General features: G+C 71.6%; 15 protein-coding genes. 4 read left to right on the top strand and 11 right to left on the bottom strand.

What is annotated here, in order from left to right; translation table 11 throughout:
• Positions 1–29: 29 nt before the first annotated feature.
• A complete protein-coding gene (locus tag ACWGO0_RS12685; RefSeq protein WP_453532327.1) occupies positions 30–935 on the top strand; it encodes a Gfo/Idh/MocA family protein in 906 nt (301 codons plus the stop codon).
• Here the strand turns inward: ACWGO0_RS12685 and lnt are convergent.
• The 4 genes from lnt to ACWGO0_RS12665 form a co-directional block, all read right to left on the bottom strand.
• Positions 859–2523, bottom strand: coding sequence for an apolipoprotein N-acyltransferase (gene lnt, locus ACWGO0_RS12680; protein ID WP_453532324.1), 1665 nt, complete (start codon positions 2521–2523; stop codon positions 859–861). The two genes, ACWGO0_RS12685 and lnt, sit on opposite strands and share 77 nt — an antisense overlap.
• A 141-nt stretch (positions 2524–2664) precedes the next feature.
• Positions 2665–3141 (bottom strand): nuclear transport factor 2 family protein, encoded by a 477-nt coding sequence (locus ACWGO0_RS12675; RefSeq protein WP_453532321.1) that lies wholly within the window; start codon positions 3139–3141, stop codon positions 2665–2667.
• Positions 3142–3208: 67 nt separating this feature from the next.
• The gene (locus ACWGO0_RS12670) at positions 3209–4072 is read right to left on the bottom strand and encodes a universal stress protein (protein ID WP_453532318.1); all 864 of its coding nucleotides are present in this window, start codon (positions 4070–4072) and stop codon (positions 3209–3211) included.
• Positions 4073–4172: 100 nt separating this feature from the next.
• Positions 4173–5147: a ferric reductase-like transmembrane domain-containing protein gene (locus tag ACWGO0_RS12665; protein WP_453532315.1), complete on the bottom strand. Its 975-nt coding sequence runs from the start codon at positions 5145–5147 to the stop codon at positions 4173–4175.
• A 227-nt stretch (positions 5148–5374) separates the two neighbouring features.
• Here ACWGO0_RS12665 and ACWGO0_RS12660 point away from each other — a divergent pair, with 227 nt between their 5' ends.
• Both ACWGO0_RS12660 and ACWGO0_RS12655 read left to right on the top strand, forming a co-directional pair.
• Positions 5375–6064: a hypothetical protein gene (locus ACWGO0_RS12660; protein WP_453532312.1), complete on the top strand. Its 690-nt coding sequence runs from the start codon at positions 5375–5377 to the stop codon at positions 6062–6064.
• A gap of 163 nt (positions 6065–6227) precedes the next feature.
• Positions 6228–6872 carry a sigma-70 family RNA polymerase sigma factor gene (locus ACWGO0_RS12655; RefSeq protein ID WP_453532309.1) on the top strand — a complete coding sequence of 215 codons (645 nt, stop codon included), beginning with the start codon at positions 6228–6230 and terminating at the stop codon, positions 6870–6872.
• On the opposite strand, the gene ACWGO0_RS12650 is transcribed toward ACWGO0_RS12655, so the two are convergent.
• The 7 genes from ACWGO0_RS12650 to ACWGO0_RS12620 all read right to left on the bottom strand — a co-directional run bounded on the left by ACWGO0_RS12650 (position 6861) and on the right by ACWGO0_RS12620 (position 14204).
• Positions 6861–8102 carry an MFS transporter gene (locus tag ACWGO0_RS12650; protein ID WP_453532306.1) on the bottom strand — a complete coding sequence of 414 codons (1242 nt, stop codon included), beginning with the start codon at positions 8100–8102 and terminating at the stop codon, positions 6861–6863. The genes ACWGO0_RS12655 and ACWGO0_RS12650 overlap by 12 nt on opposite strands.
• Positions 8092–9315 carry an ATP-grasp domain-containing protein gene (locus ACWGO0_RS12645; protein WP_453532303.1) on the bottom strand — a complete coding sequence of 408 codons (1224 nt, stop codon included), beginning with the start codon at positions 9313–9315 and terminating at the stop codon, positions 8092–8094. Before ACWGO0_RS12645 ends, ACWGO0_RS12650 begins: the two co-directional genes overlap by 11 nt.
• On the bottom strand, positions 9312–10430 hold the full coding sequence (locus tag ACWGO0_RS12640) for a pyridoxal-phosphate dependent enzyme (protein ID WP_453532300.1): 1119 nt from the start codon (positions 10428–10430) through the stop codon (positions 9312–9314). The genes ACWGO0_RS12645 and ACWGO0_RS12640 overlap by 4 nt, the downstream gene beginning before the upstream one ends.
• On the bottom strand, positions 10427–11167 hold the full coding sequence (locus ACWGO0_RS12635) for a class I SAM-dependent methyltransferase (RefSeq protein ID WP_453532298.1): 741 nt from the start codon (positions 11165–11167) through the stop codon (positions 10427–10429). Before ACWGO0_RS12635 ends, ACWGO0_RS12640 begins: the two co-directional genes overlap by 4 nt.
• Before the next feature lie 180 nt (positions 11168–11347).
• Positions 11348–12328 (bottom strand): GNAT family N-acetyltransferase, encoded by a 981-nt coding sequence (locus tag ACWGO0_RS12630; protein ID WP_453532295.1) that lies wholly within the window; start codon positions 12326–12328, stop codon positions 11348–11350.
• Positions 12329–12426: 98 nt separating this feature from the next.
• Positions 12427–13302, bottom strand: coding sequence for an undecaprenyl-diphosphate phosphatase (locus ACWGO0_RS12625; protein WP_453532292.1), 876 nt, complete (start codon positions 13300–13302; stop codon positions 12427–12429).
• Positions 13303–13493: 191 nt separating this feature from the next.
• Positions 13494–14204, bottom strand: coding sequence for a TVP38/TMEM64 family protein (locus tag ACWGO0_RS12620; RefSeq protein WP_453532289.1), 711 nt, complete (start codon positions 14202–14204; stop codon positions 13494–13496).
• Between the two features lie 362 nt (positions 14205–14566).
• Here ACWGO0_RS12620 and tuf point away from each other — a divergent pair, with 362 nt between their 5' ends.
• Positions 14567–15742 carry an elongation factor Tu gene (tuf, locus tag ACWGO0_RS12615; protein WP_453532286.1) on the top strand — a complete coding sequence of 392 codons (1176 nt, stop codon included), beginning with the start codon at positions 14567–14569 and terminating at the stop codon, positions 15740–15742.
• Positions 15743–15794 lie beyond the last annotated feature (52 nt).

Raw genomic sequence — 15794 nt, 5'->3', positions numbered from 1 at the left:
GCATATGACAGTGACGAGGGAGACCCCCTGTGAAGGTCGGCTGTATCGGACTCGGCGACATCGCACGGAAGGCGTATCTGCCGGTGCTGAGCACCCTGCCCGGGGTCGAACTGCACCTGCAGACCCGCACTCCGGCGACCCTGGCCGCCGTCGCCGAGACTCATCGCATCCCGGCGGCGCAGTGCCACACCGACCTCGAATCGCTGATCGCCCAGGGGCTCGACGCGGCCTTCGTGCACGCCCCGACAGCGGTGCACCCGGAGATCACCCGCCGTCTGCTCGAAGCTGGCGTCGCCACGTACGTCGACAAGCCGCTCGCATACGAACTCGCCGACTCCGAACAGCTGGTGACGCTCGCCGAGGAACGCGGCGTCGGCCTCGCCGTCGGATTCAACCGCAGGCTCGCGCCCGGCTACGCGCAGTGCGCCGAGCACCCGCGCGAGCTGATCCTCATGCAGAAGAACCGGGTGGGGCTGCCCGAGGACCCGCGGACCATGGTGCTCGACGACTTCATCCATGTCGTCGACACCCTGCGCTTCCTGGTGCCGGGACCGGTCGAGAGCACGGTCGTGCGGGCGAGGATCGTCGACGGACTGATGCACCACGTCGTGCTCCAGCTGTCGGGCGAGGGCTTCACCGCCATCGGCATGATGAACCGTCTCAACGGATCGACCGAGGAGATCCTGGAGGTGTCGGGACAGGACTCCAAGCGCCAGGTGCTCAACCTCGCCGAGATCATCGACCACAAGGGCCAGCCCAGTGTGCGGCGGCGCGGCGACTGGGTGCCGGTCGCCCGTCAGCGGGGCATCGAGCAGAGCGTGATGTCGTTCCTGGACGCGGTGCGGGCCGGAAAGGTGCTCAGCGCCCGGGACGCTCTGGCGACCCATGAGCTGTGCGAGCGAGTAGTACGGGACGCCCTGGAGCAGGCCGTCTGAGAAGCCGCGTCCCCTCGGCGGCGCACAGGACGGCCAGCAGCGCCAGCGCCGCGTACACCGCCCAGTCGCCGAACCGCACATAGAGCGTGGTGCCCTGCGCCAGAGGTACGTCGAAGACGGCGGCCGTGCTCGCGTCCGTACCGAGCGGTGAGCCGACCCTCTCGCCCTGCGGGCCGTACACCGCGCTCGTGCCGGTGAGCGTGGCGTGCACCATCGGACGGCCGCTCTCGGCGGCGCGCAGGGCGCCGAGCGAGGCATGCTGGGCGGGCGCCCAGCTGTTCTGGAACGTCGAGGTCGACGACTGGGCGATCAGCACCTGGGCGCCGTCCCGCGTGAGGCGCCTGCTCATGTCGGGGAACGCGGACTCGAAGCACACCAGGGGCCCGATCCGCAGCCCGTCGGCGCCAGGTACCTCCATCACCACCGGCCGGTCTCCGCGCAGCCGGTCCTCGCCCGCCGCCTTGCCGACCGAAGTGGCCCAGCCCAGCAACGAACGCAGCGGGACGTACTCGCCGAACGGAACCAGACGCATCTTGTCGTAGCGGGCCCCGGTCGGCCCGTCCGGACCCACCAGGACCGCGGACTTGAAGATGCCGGTCCGACGCGCGCCGTCCGTCTGCCGGGCGTCCGCGTTGACCAGCACGTCGGCCCCGACCCGGCGCGACAGTTCCGCGATCCGCGCGGCGGTCGCGGGGCTGCGCGTCAGATCCACGCCGACACTGCTCTCGCCCCACACCACCAGACCGACGTCCTGGCCCGCGAGCCCGCTCGTCAGCTCCGAACTGCGTACGAGACGGCGCTCCACGCTGCCCGTGCCGTCCACAACACCCGGCTGCACGACGGCGATCCGCACCTGACCCGTGCGCTCCGGCTGCGGCGCCCAGGCCCACACCGCCCCCACGGCCAGCGCGCAGGCCACCAGCGAGGCCGCTGCCGCCGTGCGGGCCGAGGGCAGGACGAGCAACAGGGCGACCGCGGTGTTCACCGCGAGGACGAGCAGGCTCACCAGCCACACGCCGCCCACCGACGCCACGCGCAGCGCGGGCGCGAACTCCCACTGACTGGCTCCGAGCAGCCCCCAGGGGCCACCGAGCCCCTCCCAGGACCGCACCAGCTCGATCATCAGCCACCCGGACGGCACAGCGGCGACGGCCAGCGCGCAGCGCGGACCCGACGGCGATCCGCCCAGCAGCCGGGCCACGAGCAGCCCCCAGGGTGCCCAGAACAGACCGACCAGCGCGGCCACCACGAGGAGGAACACATGCAGGCTCGGCATCAGCCAGTGATGTACGGCGATGACGAAGCCGATGCCGCCGAGCCAGCCGTCCAGAGCGGCCCGGCGGGGTGTGGGCGCCGAGCGGATCAGCAGGAGCCAGGGCACGAGAGCGACGTACGCGAACCACCACAGCGACGGTGCCGGAAACGCGAGGGCCGGCAGGGCGCCCGCGAGCAGGGCCGCGGCGCCGCGCCACCAGGGCGACCGCAGCAGTGTCGCGCCCCGCTCGCTCCGGCCGGCCGGGGTCCGGCCCGCGGAGCTCCCGTCGGCCGGAATCCGGCCTGCCGGGGCCCGCCCGATCCGCATGCCCATCCCGCGCCCTCCTCGTCCTGCCCGGTGAGCGATGTCCGTCGCCGTGGTCAGGCTCTGGTCCCAGTGTGGAGGAGAGCATCCGGGGCGGACAGCGGGCGTGTGCCGCTGGCGCGTCGCGGGGGCGGCCCCGGGGCCGCCGTATCAGCCCTGTACGCGCCGCCACTTCTCGTGGACGACGACGGTGCGGATGCCCCAGCCGGGCTCCGTGCGCAGCAGCTCGAAGGTGTAGCGGCCACCCGAGACGAAGTTCGGTGCCGTCTCCCCGCCCGCCGCCGTGTCCTGTCCGCCCGCGTCCAGCCGCATCGGGTTGATGTAGTCGGCCCGCACCTGCGCGCGGTCGCCGGGGTAGCCGCCCAGATCCTGGAGATCGATCCGCCGGTTGACGATCAGGTGCTGGCGGACCGGGAACAGCCGCATGGTCTCCGCGAGCCACTGCGCGATGTCGGCGGCCGGGCCCTCCATGCCGCCCGCGCTCCGGTAGTCGGCGCGCCCGTCCGGCACGAACAGCGCGCGGTAGTCCGCCCACGCGCCGTCGTCCACCGCCACCGCATAGCCGGTGATCACCGCATCGATGGAGAGCTGGTCCATCACCGTTGCCAGAGCCACGCGCTGTGTCATCGGCCAAGTCTCGGTCAACGGACCCGTCAGGCCAAGGGGCCTGCACGGTCCGTGACCGGATGTCATGTCAGCAGGGGACGACGGCCACCGGACCGAGCGCGTGCGTCACCGTCGTCTGGGCGACAGGGGAGAGGCCGAGCCCCAGGCTCTCGCCCCCCTTGCGCCGCCCGACGACGGTCAGCGCCGCGGTGCCCGACGCAGTGACCAGGGTGCGCGAGGCGGAGCCGCTGACCGGTTCGCGTACGACCTCGACCTGCGGGTACTTCTCCTGCCAGCCCGAGGTCACCTCCGCGAGGCTCAGCTCGGCCGCCTCCGCCGCCGCGTCCCGGTCGAAGACGGGGCCGCCGGAGAGCATGGAGGAGAACATCGTCCATCCGTGGACGAGGCGCAGCCGGGCACCGGGCCGGGTCACGGCGGTCGAGAAGGCGAACTCCAGCACCGCCTCACTGCTCTCGTCGGCGGCCACCCCCGCGACGATGTCCGGGAACGTCTCCGGCGCCGCCGCCTCTTCCTCCTCGCCGTTCTCGCCCTGTACGACGACGACCGGGCACACCGCCATCGACGCGACCGCCAGGCTGTTGGAGCCGATCATGAGGGAGCGGAACCCGCCCAGGCCGCGAGAGCCAAGCACGACCATCGAGGCGTCCTGACCGAGCGAGATCAGGGCCGCTGCCGGGAAGTCCAGCGGGGCGAGGGTCGAGGGGTGCAGCTCCGGCGCGAGCTGGGCGGTCCGCCGTACGGACTCGGTCAGCAGTTCCTCGGCCTCACGGAGCTGGGACTCCTGGCTCATCCGCCGGGCCGGCGGCCTGACGTGCACGATCATCAGGGGAAGCCGCCTCCGAAGGGCCTCCTGAGCGGCCCAGTCGAGGGCCTGCCGGCTGTGCGCGGAACCGTCGACTGCGGCGATCACGGGAAGGTCGGTGGCGGTCATGATTCCCTCCAGGGTCCGGTGGTGCACCTCCCGGCTCGGGGCACCGTTCGAACGCTACGGCCGTCCGGCGCCCGTCGCCCGGGACGCACACCCGTCCGGCTCAGTCGTGGTTGTGCGTGGAGGAGGTGTCGTCGGGGGGAACGGCCCGGCCTCCGTCATGTCCGCTGAGTACGACCGCGAGCAGGGCCACGACGACGCCGACGACCGCCAGCCTGCCGGTCAGGCGCAGGGTCCAGCCGGCCGGTGACCCGGTGCCTGGCCGCGGCAGGCGCTCGGAGCGGCGCGCCGGTTTCAGCAGCCGCAGAAGCAGAAGGGCCGCGATCGGGAGCTGGAGGAGCCAGACACTGGTGCGGAACCAGCCGTCGTACCAGACGTTCGTCCCGTAGAGCAGGGTGTGCCAGACGCTCAGGACGTACACGACGATCACGCAGCGGTGCAGGATCCGCCAGGTCCTGGGGCCGATGCGGTGTCTGACGTAGAAGAGCAGGCCGAGCGGGACGGCCAGGTACAGCGCGGCCTGGCCGACGGGGATGGCGATCCTGCCGGTGCCCGAGTCGTAGCCGCCCGGTACGAACGCCTCGACGAACGCGGTGGCGACCGCCGAGTGCCAGCGTGCGGTGTCGTGGCGTACGAGCTCCGTGGCGAAGAGCAGGGCGTGAGCCGCTATGAGGGCCATCGTGTTGAGGCTCGTGGTGCGGTGGAGGCGTTCGAGACGGGGACCGGACAGCGGGAGCCTGCGTGGACGGGGGCCGGAGAGCAGCAGACCGAGGACGACGGTGCCCCACGCCCAGAGCAGCGCCGACCAGCCGAATGCCTGGCTCAGGAAGTACATCCAGAAGCCGCCCGCGTCGGCCATGAACGGCATGACGGACACCGTCGAGGAGGTCTTCTCCTTGATCCGCACGTAGAGCAGCGCGAAGACGGCCCCGGTGACCGCCAGGGCGACGAGCCCGTCGGGCAGGGAGGCGCGGAGGTCGGAGCGCAGGGTGGGGCGCGCCTGCCGGTCGCCGGTGTCCGTGGCCGGGGCGTCGGCCTCGGCGGGTTCGGGTGCGGGTGGCGCTGGGGACGGCTTCATCGTGCTGCCTCTTCGGTCGCGTCGGCGGTGCGGGTGCGTCCCCGGGCCACCAGGCGTGCACGGGTGCGTTGTTGGAGCAGTCGGGCGAGTGCGACGGAAAGTTCCCCCGGGGTCGATGTGACATGGATCACAGGGGGATCGTGTCATTGCATAGCGGATCAACTCAGGCTGTTTCAGGATCTGATGGTCTTCTCGCGAGGGCGGGTGGCGCTGGCACGATGGCGGCCATGGGAGCCGGACCCGCACTCCGCTTCGTACGCGCCGTGATGTTCTCGGTCGTGTGCGTCGCCGTGTCCGGGCTCGGGCACGCCCATATGTCCGGCGGCGCCCTGCCGCTTCCCGTCCTGGTGTCCGCCCTGTTACTGGTGACAGGCGCCGGATGGTGGCTGGCGGGAAGGGAACGGACCGCTGCCGTCATCGTCGCGGCGAGCGCCCTGGGCCAGGTGTCGCTGCACGCCCTCTTCAGCTCTCTCCCGCCCGCTCTGCCCGGAGCGCCGTCCACCGCGGGCCACGCGACGCACGGGCACCCACCCGGAACCGTCGACCACTCGGGCCACGAGGTGATCGCCGACGGTCCTGCGGACCTGATGGCGATCGCGGCGGCCTTCGACGGTTCCGTGTTCACCACAGGCATGGCGGCCGCCCACCTGATCGCCGGTCTCGTCTGCGGCTGGTGGCTGTGGCGTGGCGAGAGGGCTCTCGTCCGGCTCGGCCGCTCCCTGGCGCTGTTCGTCTGCGCGCCCCTGTGGACGGCCTGGCGGCTGTGGACCGCCTGCCCGCCCGCAGGGCCGGTCGCACGGAGCCGCCCGCGCCGCAGGCCGGGACGCCGCCTCCAGGGCCTTCTGCTGCTGCACTGCCTGTCCCTGCGCGGCCCGCCCCCGCACGGCCTCTCCGTCCGGCCTTCGCCTGCCCGCTGACCGCCGGGCGGTTCCCGGGACGTGCGCGCCGTTCGCGTGCACGCGCCCGTGACAGGCATGCCGGTTCCGCCCCCTGACGCACGGCGACAGGCGGGGGAGCCGGTCACGAGGAGTCCGTGTGTGCGCACCGCGGCTCCGTGAAAGACGCGAAGGACGTGCTGTGATGACCCCTGCCCCGATGCTTGCCCCCACGCCTTCCCCCGCCCGGGTGTTACCGGCCCGGCAGCGCGACTCCGAGATCACCGGCTGGGCGCTGGCCGCCGGCTGCGGAGACCGTGAGGCGGCCGAACGCTTCGTCCGGGCGACCTATGACGACGTACGCCGCTTCGTCACGTACCTCGGAGCCGACGGACCCGGCGCCGAGGATCTGGCCCAGGAGACCTATCTGCGGGCCATGACCGGCCTGGCCGGGTTCGCGGGACGCTCCTGCGCCCGCACCTGGCTGCTGTCCATCGCCCGGCGCGTCGTCATCGACGGCTACCGCACGGCCTCCGTCCGGCCGCGGATCGCCGACACGGCGGACTGGCAGGCCGCGGCAGAACGCGCCCAGCCCCGCCATGTGCCGGGATTCGACGAGACGGTGGCACTCTTCGACGCGCTGCGGAGCATCGACCCCGCGCGGCGCGAGGCATTCGTCCTCACCCAGCTCATGGGGATGTCGTACGAGGAGACGGCGGACACCGCCGGCTGCCCGATCGGCACGGTGCGCTCCCGGGTGGCACGCGCCAGGCGCGACCTCGGCGCGGTGTGGCGTACGGAGATGCCGGCGCCCGCCGACGCGTCCCGTTGCGAGGTGCTAGTGCCGTGACCTGACCGGCCTGATTCCCGTGCGCCGGAAGGGTCCTGGGACCGGACCCTTCCGGCGGCGGAGGAAACACACCGGAAGGATCAGAGCCTGGAGGCAGACGGCGAGCCAGAACCCCCGGTCGGAGCCCGCCGCTTCCGCAGCCCCGTACAACTGGCCCCCGACGACCCCGCTCCCGAAGGCGCCGATCCCCGCCGCCAGCCGCTGTCGGCCGAAGACCGTGGCAGGCGGAGCGGACGAACGGGCCAGTGCCTCCAGGTCGTTCTTCAGGAAGAGCACGATCTCACCCAGGCACATCAGCGCCGCGCCCGCGCCGATGCCCACATACCCGCCGAAGGCGATGACGGCCGTCCCGGCGGCCATGGCTCCGAACCCCACCCGCATCGCGGTCCGGTGGCTCATCGCGGCGATCCGGCGTGACAACAGGGGCTGAGCCACCACCAGGAGCCCGGCGTACCCCATCAGCACGGCCCCGTAGAAGGCCGCCGAGGTACGCGGCACCGCGTACAGGGCCAGATAGTGCTGGAAGAACATGAAGACGTAAACGCCGACGACGGTCGCCGCAAAGGGCGAGGCGCCCGTCCCCCTGCTGCCGGAATCCCCGGCGGGAGCGGGAGCGGGAGAGGAAGCGCGAGCGGGAGCGGGAGCGGGGGGCGTCGCCGGTGGGAGCAGCGCGTGGCCCGCGCCGACGAGTGCGAACAGCGCGGCGACGCAGGCGAACAGCGCGCCCGGTGAACCCAGGACGAACGGCGCGGCGGCGGGCGGCCCGAGGGCCATGCCCGCGTTGAACGCCGAACTGCTGGCCGACAGCACCCGGGGCCGGTCCTCCTCCGCGGCGCCCTCCACCAGATATGCCTTGTTGGCCGGCAGATAGAGCGCGGCGCCGCACGACACCAGCAACAGCGCACCGACCGCGAGCACCGGACTGCGCAGCCCCGGCACGAACGCAGCGAACCCCGCCGTCCGCAGGGCCAGCGCCACGAGCATCGTCGCCCGCAGGCCGATCCGCCCGGCCACGGCCCCCGCCACCACACCGCCGGAGAACTGCACCAACGAGGCGACGGCCAGCACGAATCCGACCGTGCCGAGCCCCAGCCCGAGCCGCTGGTGCAGCAGCACCGACATGTACGGCAGCACGGCGAAGCTGCCGAGAGTGATCAGGAACGAGCCGGCCAGCAGGAAAGCCTGCGGGCCGCCGGCCCGCCTCCCGACGGCCTCGGCCTCACGGCCCACCGGTGACGACGGGCCGCACCCGCGTGGCCGCGCTCCACGCCCGGTGCTGCGCCAGCTCCGCCGTTGCCGCCTCGGCCAGCACGATGCCCGTGCACCCCCGCTGATCGCCCACATGCGGCAGGGCGTCACCGGGCTCCCTCGTGGGATACCAGCGCACCGAACCGGGGAAGGACGCCAGATCGTCGAGACCGAGCCAGCCCTTCAGAACACCCGGATGATCCGCGTATACGAGGACGAAGCCGAACGCAGCCCCGGTGGAGCAGAATTGAATGTCCATCAGGTCAGGGCGACGGCCGAGTGCCTCCTCCATCATCGCGGTGTACACATTCGTCCCGAGGGAACGGCACAGGACCTCGCCCACGAGCGCGCCGCCGATCCGACGGTTGATCTCGACGAGTTCGGGGCCCCCGGCCGTGAGGATGAACTCCACGTGCGCGAAGCCGCTTTGGTGCCCCGCCGTCGCCAGGACGCGGCCGACCCACTCCTCGATACCGCGCCGCTCGGTGTCCGGCAGTGCGACTGGGAAGGCGGCGGCCTCCTCCCGTACCGCGGGCTGCCGGGAGGTCTGGCGGCTCAGTACGCCGAGGAGCCGTGTGGCGCCGTCCCAGCTGATCGTCTCCGCGCTGTACAGCGGTCCGGACAGGAAACCCTCGGCGAACAGCCCTCCCATGAGCGGCTGTTGCGCCGCTTCGTCGAGCGCGCCGCGCAGGGCCTCCTGGTCGTGGACGATCCATACGTTGCGCGACGACGTGCCCGCCGAGTCCTTCAGCACCGCGGGCAGACCCACCTCGCGCAGCACGTCCTCGGCCGCGTCACGGCCGGGCACGATGCGCACGGCGGCGCTCCTGCTCAGACCCTCCCGGTGCAGCAGGCCGCGCACCCGGGACTTGTCGCGCAGCAGCCGCACCGCTGCCGGATCAGGACCCGGCAGCCCGAACTCCGCCGCGAGATCGGCCGCCGGCGCGCTCCACGTGTCGGTGGTGTTGATCAGCCCGGCCAGACCGGGCACTGCGGCCAGCGCGCGACGGACCGCGGCAGGATCGTTCGTGTCGACGTCGACGACGGTCAGTGCGTCGTCGGAGAGGGTCGCCAGCTCGTGCCGGTACACCGAGCGGTCGCCGGTGAGCAGACACAGCCGGTGTCCGGTCTCAGCGGCGGCCGAGACCATGCGGCCGAGACCGAAGGAGAGCGATTCGAGTGCGGCGAGGGTCATGGCGTCAGCTCCACGGACGGTACGGGACCGGGGACACTCTCCCCGGCACAGCGAGCGCCCGCCGGAGCGGCGCGGTGTGCCCACTCCATCACCGACCACGGCGGGCGCAGCTCGGCGAGCGCCCCGATGGCCAGGGGCCGCAGGACCGCCATGTCCTGCGCTTCGGCGTGGCGGGCGAAGACCCGATCCGCGTAACGGTGGCCGGTGTCGGCGCCCAGGACGAGATGGAGGCGTTCGGGGTGCCGGGCGGCCTCCCACGAGGCGACGAGATGCGCCGCACCCGTGGACAGTCCCGCGAAGACCGCGTGCTGCCGCAGCAGGCCGACCGCCCCCGCCATCGCATGCCGGAAGTCCAGCCAGTGCACCGTGTCGTACAGGTCGTGGCGGACGTTCCGGAAGGGGATGGAACTGCCGATCCCCGCGATGATCGCCTCCGGGTCGCTGAACTGCTCGCTGCCGAACGTGACGCTGCCGAACGGCTGGATGCCCACCAGGCGCACCGCGCGCCCGGACGCCCGCAGGGCCTGCGCGAGACCTCCGGTGGAGGCCCCCGTGCCCACGGCGCCCACGAGGGTGACCGGCCCCTCGGGCAGCGCCCGGGAGAGGAGGTCGGCGCACTCCCGGTATCCCTCGTAGTGGACGGAGTCGTGGTACTGCCGCATCCAGTGGAAGTCGGGACGGTCGGCGAGCAGCCGGCGCACATGGCGCACCCGGCGCTCCTGGTCGAGGAGGAGGCTCTGCGAAGGAGGCATCTGGTCGACCGTGGCGCCCAGGATCTCCAGTTGGGCACGCATCACCGAGTCGACGGTCGTGGACGCCACGATGTGGCACCGCAGACCGTAGCGGTGACAGGCCATGGCGAGGGCGAGCGCGTAGATGCCGCTCGAACTGTCGATCAGCGTCTGGCCGGGGACGATCCGCCCCCGCCGGAGCAGCGACCGTACGGCGCCGAGCGCCGCGTACACCTTCATCGTCTCGAAGCGGGCGAGCACGACGTTGCCGTCGAGACGGACGAGGTCGGGGGCCTTGATGGCATCCGTGATGTGCTCGTGGACGTCCCGTGCCCCGGAACGCGCGTCCGCCGCCGGAGGGCTCGCCTCCGTGCGGGGCCTCACTTGCGCCGCCCGCGGACGATCAGCCGCTCGGAGCGGTGGTCGTAGCCCGAACCGTCGAAGCCGCCGAAGCATTCGACGTCGGTGAATCCCGCGGCCTCGAAGAGGGCGTGCAGTTCCGCGGCGCTGTAGAGCCAGGACGTCAGCGATGCCGTACGCGCCGAACTGCCCTGCACCAGCGTCCAGTCGGTCCGCAGCCGCCGCCAGCTGTCGAGCACGGTGTCCCGCTGGACGACGTACGAACCGTCCGGCAGATCCACGGCCTGCGGGCGCCCGATCCAGCCCGCCAGCACCTCCTTGCCCATGACATCGACCAGGAGCTGCCCGCCCGGGGCGAGGCTCTCCCACGCGTTGCGCAGGACCCGCAGATTGTCCTCGGGGTCCTCGAAGTAACCGAAGGACGTGAACACGTTGAGTACGACGTCGAACGCGCCCGGAGCCGTGTACGTCAGCATGTCAGCCCGCTCCAGCCGCACTTCGGCCCCCGCCTGCTCGCAGGCACTCCTCGCCCGTTCCAGCATCGAAGGCGAGAGATCGACGCCCGTGACGTCGTACGCGCGCCGGGCCAGCGGCACCAGGAAGAGCCCCGGGCCGCAGCACAGGTCGAGCACCCGGGAGCCCGGTGGGAAGTCCAGCAGGGGCGAGGACTCCACCAGCGCGGCCGTGGCCGCTGTGCGGTCGGCGGAGAACATCGTGGGTGCGAAGTCGGACCACAGGGAGTCGTCCTCGTACCAGTGCATGCCTGTCGGCCTCCTCCTGGGCCACGCGGGCCCCTGATACCGCTCGTGTCACTGTGCTTCGTCCCAGTAGTCGGACGAATCCGACTCCTGGTTCCCGGAGTTCGTGACGGAGGAGGAAGAAGGCGGCTCAGCGGCGTCAGCCACGCATGGGCTTCACCCGGCGTGTCTGCAGCGGAGGTCTCAGCGCCAGTCGTCGATCACATAGGCGTCGGGGTGGCTGTAACCGGGCTCGTTGGGCCGGTGCATCGTGACGCCCTGCAGCCACGTGCGGAAACCACGGTCGATCATGCGCCGATAGGCATCCGGGCGGCCCAGGTTCATCCCGGCGTCCAGCTGACTCAGACCGCGCTCGGCCGCCAGTTGCTCACATGCGTCGAGCAGTCGCTCGAAGCGGTCGGCGGCCTCCGGGCCAGGGCGTACGGTCCCGAACTTGACGAAGCACACGTCCTCGCCGGCCTCCGATCCGGCTCCGCAGTGGCAGACGGCCAGGCCATCGAGCTCGGAGCCGGCGCCCTGGAGCAGGATGGTGTCACCGAGTCCCTGCGTGTGCGCGGCGACGATCTCGCGTTCCAGGTCCAGGCCCTCGAACACGGCGCCGGTCAGGGCGCGACAGGCACTGAGGCAGGCGGGCTGCTCGGCGGCAGGCAGCTCGCTGTACAACACCCGGCCGGGGGCCGCGGAGCTGCCCGCGGCCTGCTTCTTCATGACGGCCGTGAGGAACCGGGGCCAGAAACCGTACCTGCGGTAGAGCTCAAGGTGCTTGGGACTGTGCGAGAAGGTGAACAGGCCCAGGTGGCGGTTCCCCCAGGTGTCGAAGCAGTCCATGACCGGATCCATGAGGCGCTTGCCGACGCCCTGGTCCCACAGGTCCGGACGCACGGTCAAGGGTCCGAAGTATCCGACGCTGCCCCAGTTTGCGGCGAAGTTCGATCCGGCCAGTTCACCCTCGACCGTCGCTGCGAAGGCCGCTTGCGGATCGGCCGCCCAGCGTGTGCGGACGTAATCGGCGGTCTCGAAGAACGTCTTCGGCTCGGGGACCCCGAGGAACGTCCCGAAGGCGACCCGGAAGATCTCATCGGCCTGATCCAGGTCCGCCTCGGCCAAGGGGCGGACCGACACCAGGCCCGCGCCGTTCTTCCGCTCCGCTGCCGGTGAGGCCATAGCTCTCTCCCTCTCGGCCCCTCGTTTCATCACATCACGAGCAGCACGGCATGGCGATGGGAGAGATCCGCCGACGACGGAGGCCGGTCCGCCGTTCGTCAGCCTGCGGATTCACCCGCATGCGGGCTCAGTACACCCGCGCTGACCAGCACGAACAGGAGGATGCCCAGCAGCACGCGGTAGATGACGAACGGCATGAAGCTCTTGGTGGTAATGAATTTCATGAACCATGAGATGACCGCGTATCCCACGCCGAAGGCGACGAAGGTCGCGAAGATCGTCGGACCCCAGGACACATGGCCGCCCTCGCCCGCGTCCTTCAGCTCGAAGACGCCCGAGGCCAGTACCGCCGGAATCGCCAGGAGGAACGAGTACCGGGCCGCCGCCTCACGGGTGTAGCCCATCAGCAGACCACCGCTGATCGTGGCGCCGGAGCGCGAGACACCCGGGATCAGGGCCAGCGCCTGGCAGAAGCCGAAGATCAGACCGTCCCTGATGCCCAGGTCCTTGAGCGACTTGCGCTCCCTGACCGCGCGGTGCTTCCCCCCGGCCTCGTCACGGGCGGCGAGACGGTCCGCGATGCCGAGGACGATGCCCATGACGATCAGAGTGGTCGCGATCAGACGCAGATCGCGGAACGGTCCCTCGATCTGGTCCTTGAACGTCACACCCAGCACACCGATGGGGATCGAGCCCACGATGACCAGCCAGCCCATCTGGGCGTCGTGGTCACTGCGCATGGAGCGGTCGGTCAGCGAGCGGAACCACGCCGAGACGATCCGGGCGATGTCCTTGCGGAAGTAGATGAGGACCGCCGTCTCCGTGCCGATCTGGGTGATGGCGGTGAACGCCGCACCCGGGTCGTGCCAGCCCGCGAACGCCGCGGTGAGCCGCAGGTGGGCGCTGGAGGAGATCGGCAGGAACTCGGTCAGTCCCTGAACGAGGCCCAGGACGAATGATTCGAACCAGCTCATGGGGCTAAGGCCATCCCGGAGGTGATCATGCATCGGCCGACGGACGCGAAGTCCGTCGGCACCGTGCGGATTGCGGTCAATGAGGGACGGGACGCCTGCGCCCCGGAGATCCTTTGTCGGTCGCGGGCAGCGTATCGCCTGTCGGTGAACGCGCTCCCGCCTGCCCCCTGCCGCCCGCCGGGATCAGTGCGTCACTGCGCGGCCAGCCGGTGCCGCTTGCGCCAGGCGACCAGGGCCGCGCCCGCCCCCGACAGCACGATGAACCCCATCGCCGCCAGGAACGCCGGGGAGGTGGGGGAGGACGCCTCGCTGCCCGCGATGACGTACGCGGCCGTGTTCGGGATGGAGCCGAGACCGGTGGCCAGCAGGAACGGCGTGTATCCCATCCGTGAGGTCGCCGCACAGTAGTTGGAGGCGGCGAACGGCACCCCCGGGAAGAGCCGCAGCGCCAGCATGGACCGGAAGCCGTGTCTGCTCAGCAGACCGTCCGCGGCCTTCAGCCACCGGCCCCGCAGCAGCGTACGGAGCGCGTCCTGACCCAGCACCCGGCCCAGCATGAACGAGACGCCCGCGCCGAGCACCGTGCCGGCCAGCGCCGCGGCCAGACCGGCCTGGGCCCCGAAGAGTGCTCCCGCCGCGAGGTTCAGCAGCGGACGGGGCACGAACGCCACGGTGCACACGCCGTACGCGAGGCCGAACATCATCGCCGCCGCCCCGCCCGTCAGCTCCGGCGGCCAGCCGGACGCGAGCACTCGCTGTGGCTCGAACAGCAGCATCGTCGACGCGGCGGCCAGCAGCATCACCACGAGCAGCGACAGCCGGGACCACGGGGAGAGCAGCGCCCTCGTACAGCGCACTGCGAGACCGCCGGCGGGCCGGGCGGCGGGGACGGGGTCGAACATCCGGGGAGACTAACCGAAAGGCGTGTGTGATCGCCGTAATGTCCGTGAGCCGCACAGCAGCGGGCGAACTCCCTTTCGGCGCACGGCCGCCGGCCCCGCCCGTCCGGCCCCCGCGAAAACCATTCGACGGCCGCACAGCCGTCGGCCATGATCAGGGACATGTTCCGGTACGCCTTCCTCGCAGCGCAGTCCGCAGTCGCGGACGCGCCGAAGGCTGCCGTACTCACCGCGACGGCCGTGGCAGCGCCCATCGGCGGCGCCCGAAGCTGACCCTCCCCCGACAGTCCGGCGGACCCCGTAAGGGGAGGGTCGGCGGGGCCCTGGGGTCTTATCACTCAGCTTCGAATTCCAAGGAATGAGCCATGCCCAAGACGGCATACGTGCGCACCAAGCCGCACCTCAACATCGGCACCATGGGCCACGTCGACCACGGCAAGACCACCCTCACCGCAGCCATCACCAAGGTCCTCAGCGAGCGCTCCGGCAGCAGCACCTCCTACGTCGCGTTCGACCGGATCGACCGGGCGCCCGAGGAGGCGCAGCGCGGCATCACCATCAACATCGCGCACGTCGAGTACGAGACGGACACCCGCCACTACGCCCACGTCGACATGCCGGGCCACGCCGACTACATCAAGAACATGGTGACCGGGGCCGCCCAGCTCGACGGGGCGATCCTCGTCGTCTCCGCGCTCGAAGGGATCATGCCGCAGACCGCGGAGCACGTCCTGCTCGCCCGCCAGGTCGGTGTCGACCACATCGTCGTCGCCCTCAACAAGGCCGACGCGGGGGACTCCGAGCTCACCGACCTGGTCGAGCTGGAGGTCCGTGACCTGCTGTCCGCGCACGGATACGGCGGTGACACCGTCCCCGTCGTCCGGGTCTCGGGACTCGGCGCGCTGGAGGGCGACCCACGCTGGACCGCGTCGATCGAGGGCCTGCTGGACGCCGTCGACACGTACGTACCGATGCCGGTGCGATACACCGACGCGCCGTTCCTGCTGCCGGTGGAGAACGTGCTCACCATCACCGGCCGCGGCACCGTCGTCACCGGCGCCGTGGAGCGCGGCACGGTCCGCGTCGGCGACCGGGTGTCGGTGCTCGGCGCGGACATCGAGTCGGTCGTCACCGGCCTTGAGACCTTCGGCAAGCCGATGGAGTCCGCGGAGGCCGGTGACAACGTGGCGCTGCTGCTGCGCGGTGTGGAGCGCGACCGGGTCCGCCGCGGCCATGTGGTGGCCGCGCCCGGCAGCGTCAGTCCCAGCCGCCGCTTCACCGCCCAGGTGTACGTCCTGTCGGGGCGGGAAGGGGGCCGCACCACCCCGGTCACCACCGGGTACCGGCCGCAGTTCTACATCCGTACCGCCGATGTCGTCGGAGACGTCGACCTCGGGGACGCGGCGGTGGCGCGGCCCGGTGAGACGGTCACGATGACCGTCGAGCTCGGCCGGGACATCCCGCTGGAGCCCGGCCTCGGCTTCGCGATCCGCGAAGGCGGCCGGACGATCGGCGCCGGGACGGTGACCGGACTGCTCTGACGGGGCGGACCGGCCTCCCGGGCCCACAGGGTCCGGGAGGCCGGTCCAACAC

It is taken from the genome of Streptomyces sp. NPDC055749 (genome assembly GCF_053617235.1).
This window is presented reverse-complemented; position numbering and strand designations above follow the sequence as displayed.

Coding starts and splice junctions, on each gene's coding strand:
- lnt (WP_453532324.1), bottom strand. CDS start 2,523: ATGGGCATGCGGATCGGGCGGGCCCCGGCAGGCCGGATTCCGGCCGAC.
- ACWGO0_RS12675 (WP_453532321.1), bottom strand. CDS start 3,141: ATGACACAGCGCGTGGCTCTGGCAACGGTGATGGACCAGCTCTCCATC.
- ACWGO0_RS12670 (WP_453532318.1), bottom strand. CDS start 4,072: ATGACCGCCACCGACCTTCCCGTGATCGCCGCAGTCGACGGTTCCGCG.
- ACWGO0_RS12665 (WP_453532315.1), bottom strand. CDS start 5,147: ATGAAGCCGTCCCCAGCGCCACCCGCACCCGAACCCGCCGAGGCCGAC.
- ACWGO0_RS12660 (WP_453532312.1), top strand. CDS start 5,375: ATGGGAGCCGGACCCGCACTCCGCTTCGTACGCGCCGTGATGTTCTCG.
- ACWGO0_RS12655 (WP_453532309.1), top strand. CDS start 6,228: ATGACCCCTGCCCCGATGCTTGCCCCCACGCCTTCCCCCGCCCGGGTG.
- ACWGO0_RS12645 (WP_453532303.1), bottom strand. CDS start 9,315: ATGACCCTCGCCGCACTCGAATCGCTCTCCTTCGGTCTCGGCCGCATG.
- ACWGO0_RS12635 (WP_453532298.1), bottom strand. CDS start 11,167: ATGCACTGGTACGAGGACGACTCCCTGTGGTCCGACTTCGCACCCACG.
- ACWGO0_RS12630 (WP_453532295.1), bottom strand. CDS start 12,328: ATGGCCTCACCGGCAGCGGAGCGGAAGAACGGCGCGGGCCTGGTGTCG.
- ACWGO0_RS12625 (WP_453532292.1), bottom strand. CDS start 13,302: ATGAGCTGGTTCGAATCATTCGTCCTGGGCCTCGTTCAGGGACTGACC.
- ACWGO0_RS12620 (WP_453532289.1), bottom strand. CDS start 14,204: ATGTTCGACCCCGTCCCCGCCGCCCGGCCCGCCGGCGGTCTCGCAGTG.
- tuf (WP_453532286.1), top strand. CDS start 14,567: ATGCCCAAGACGGCATACGTGCGCACCAAGCCGCACCTCAACATCGGC.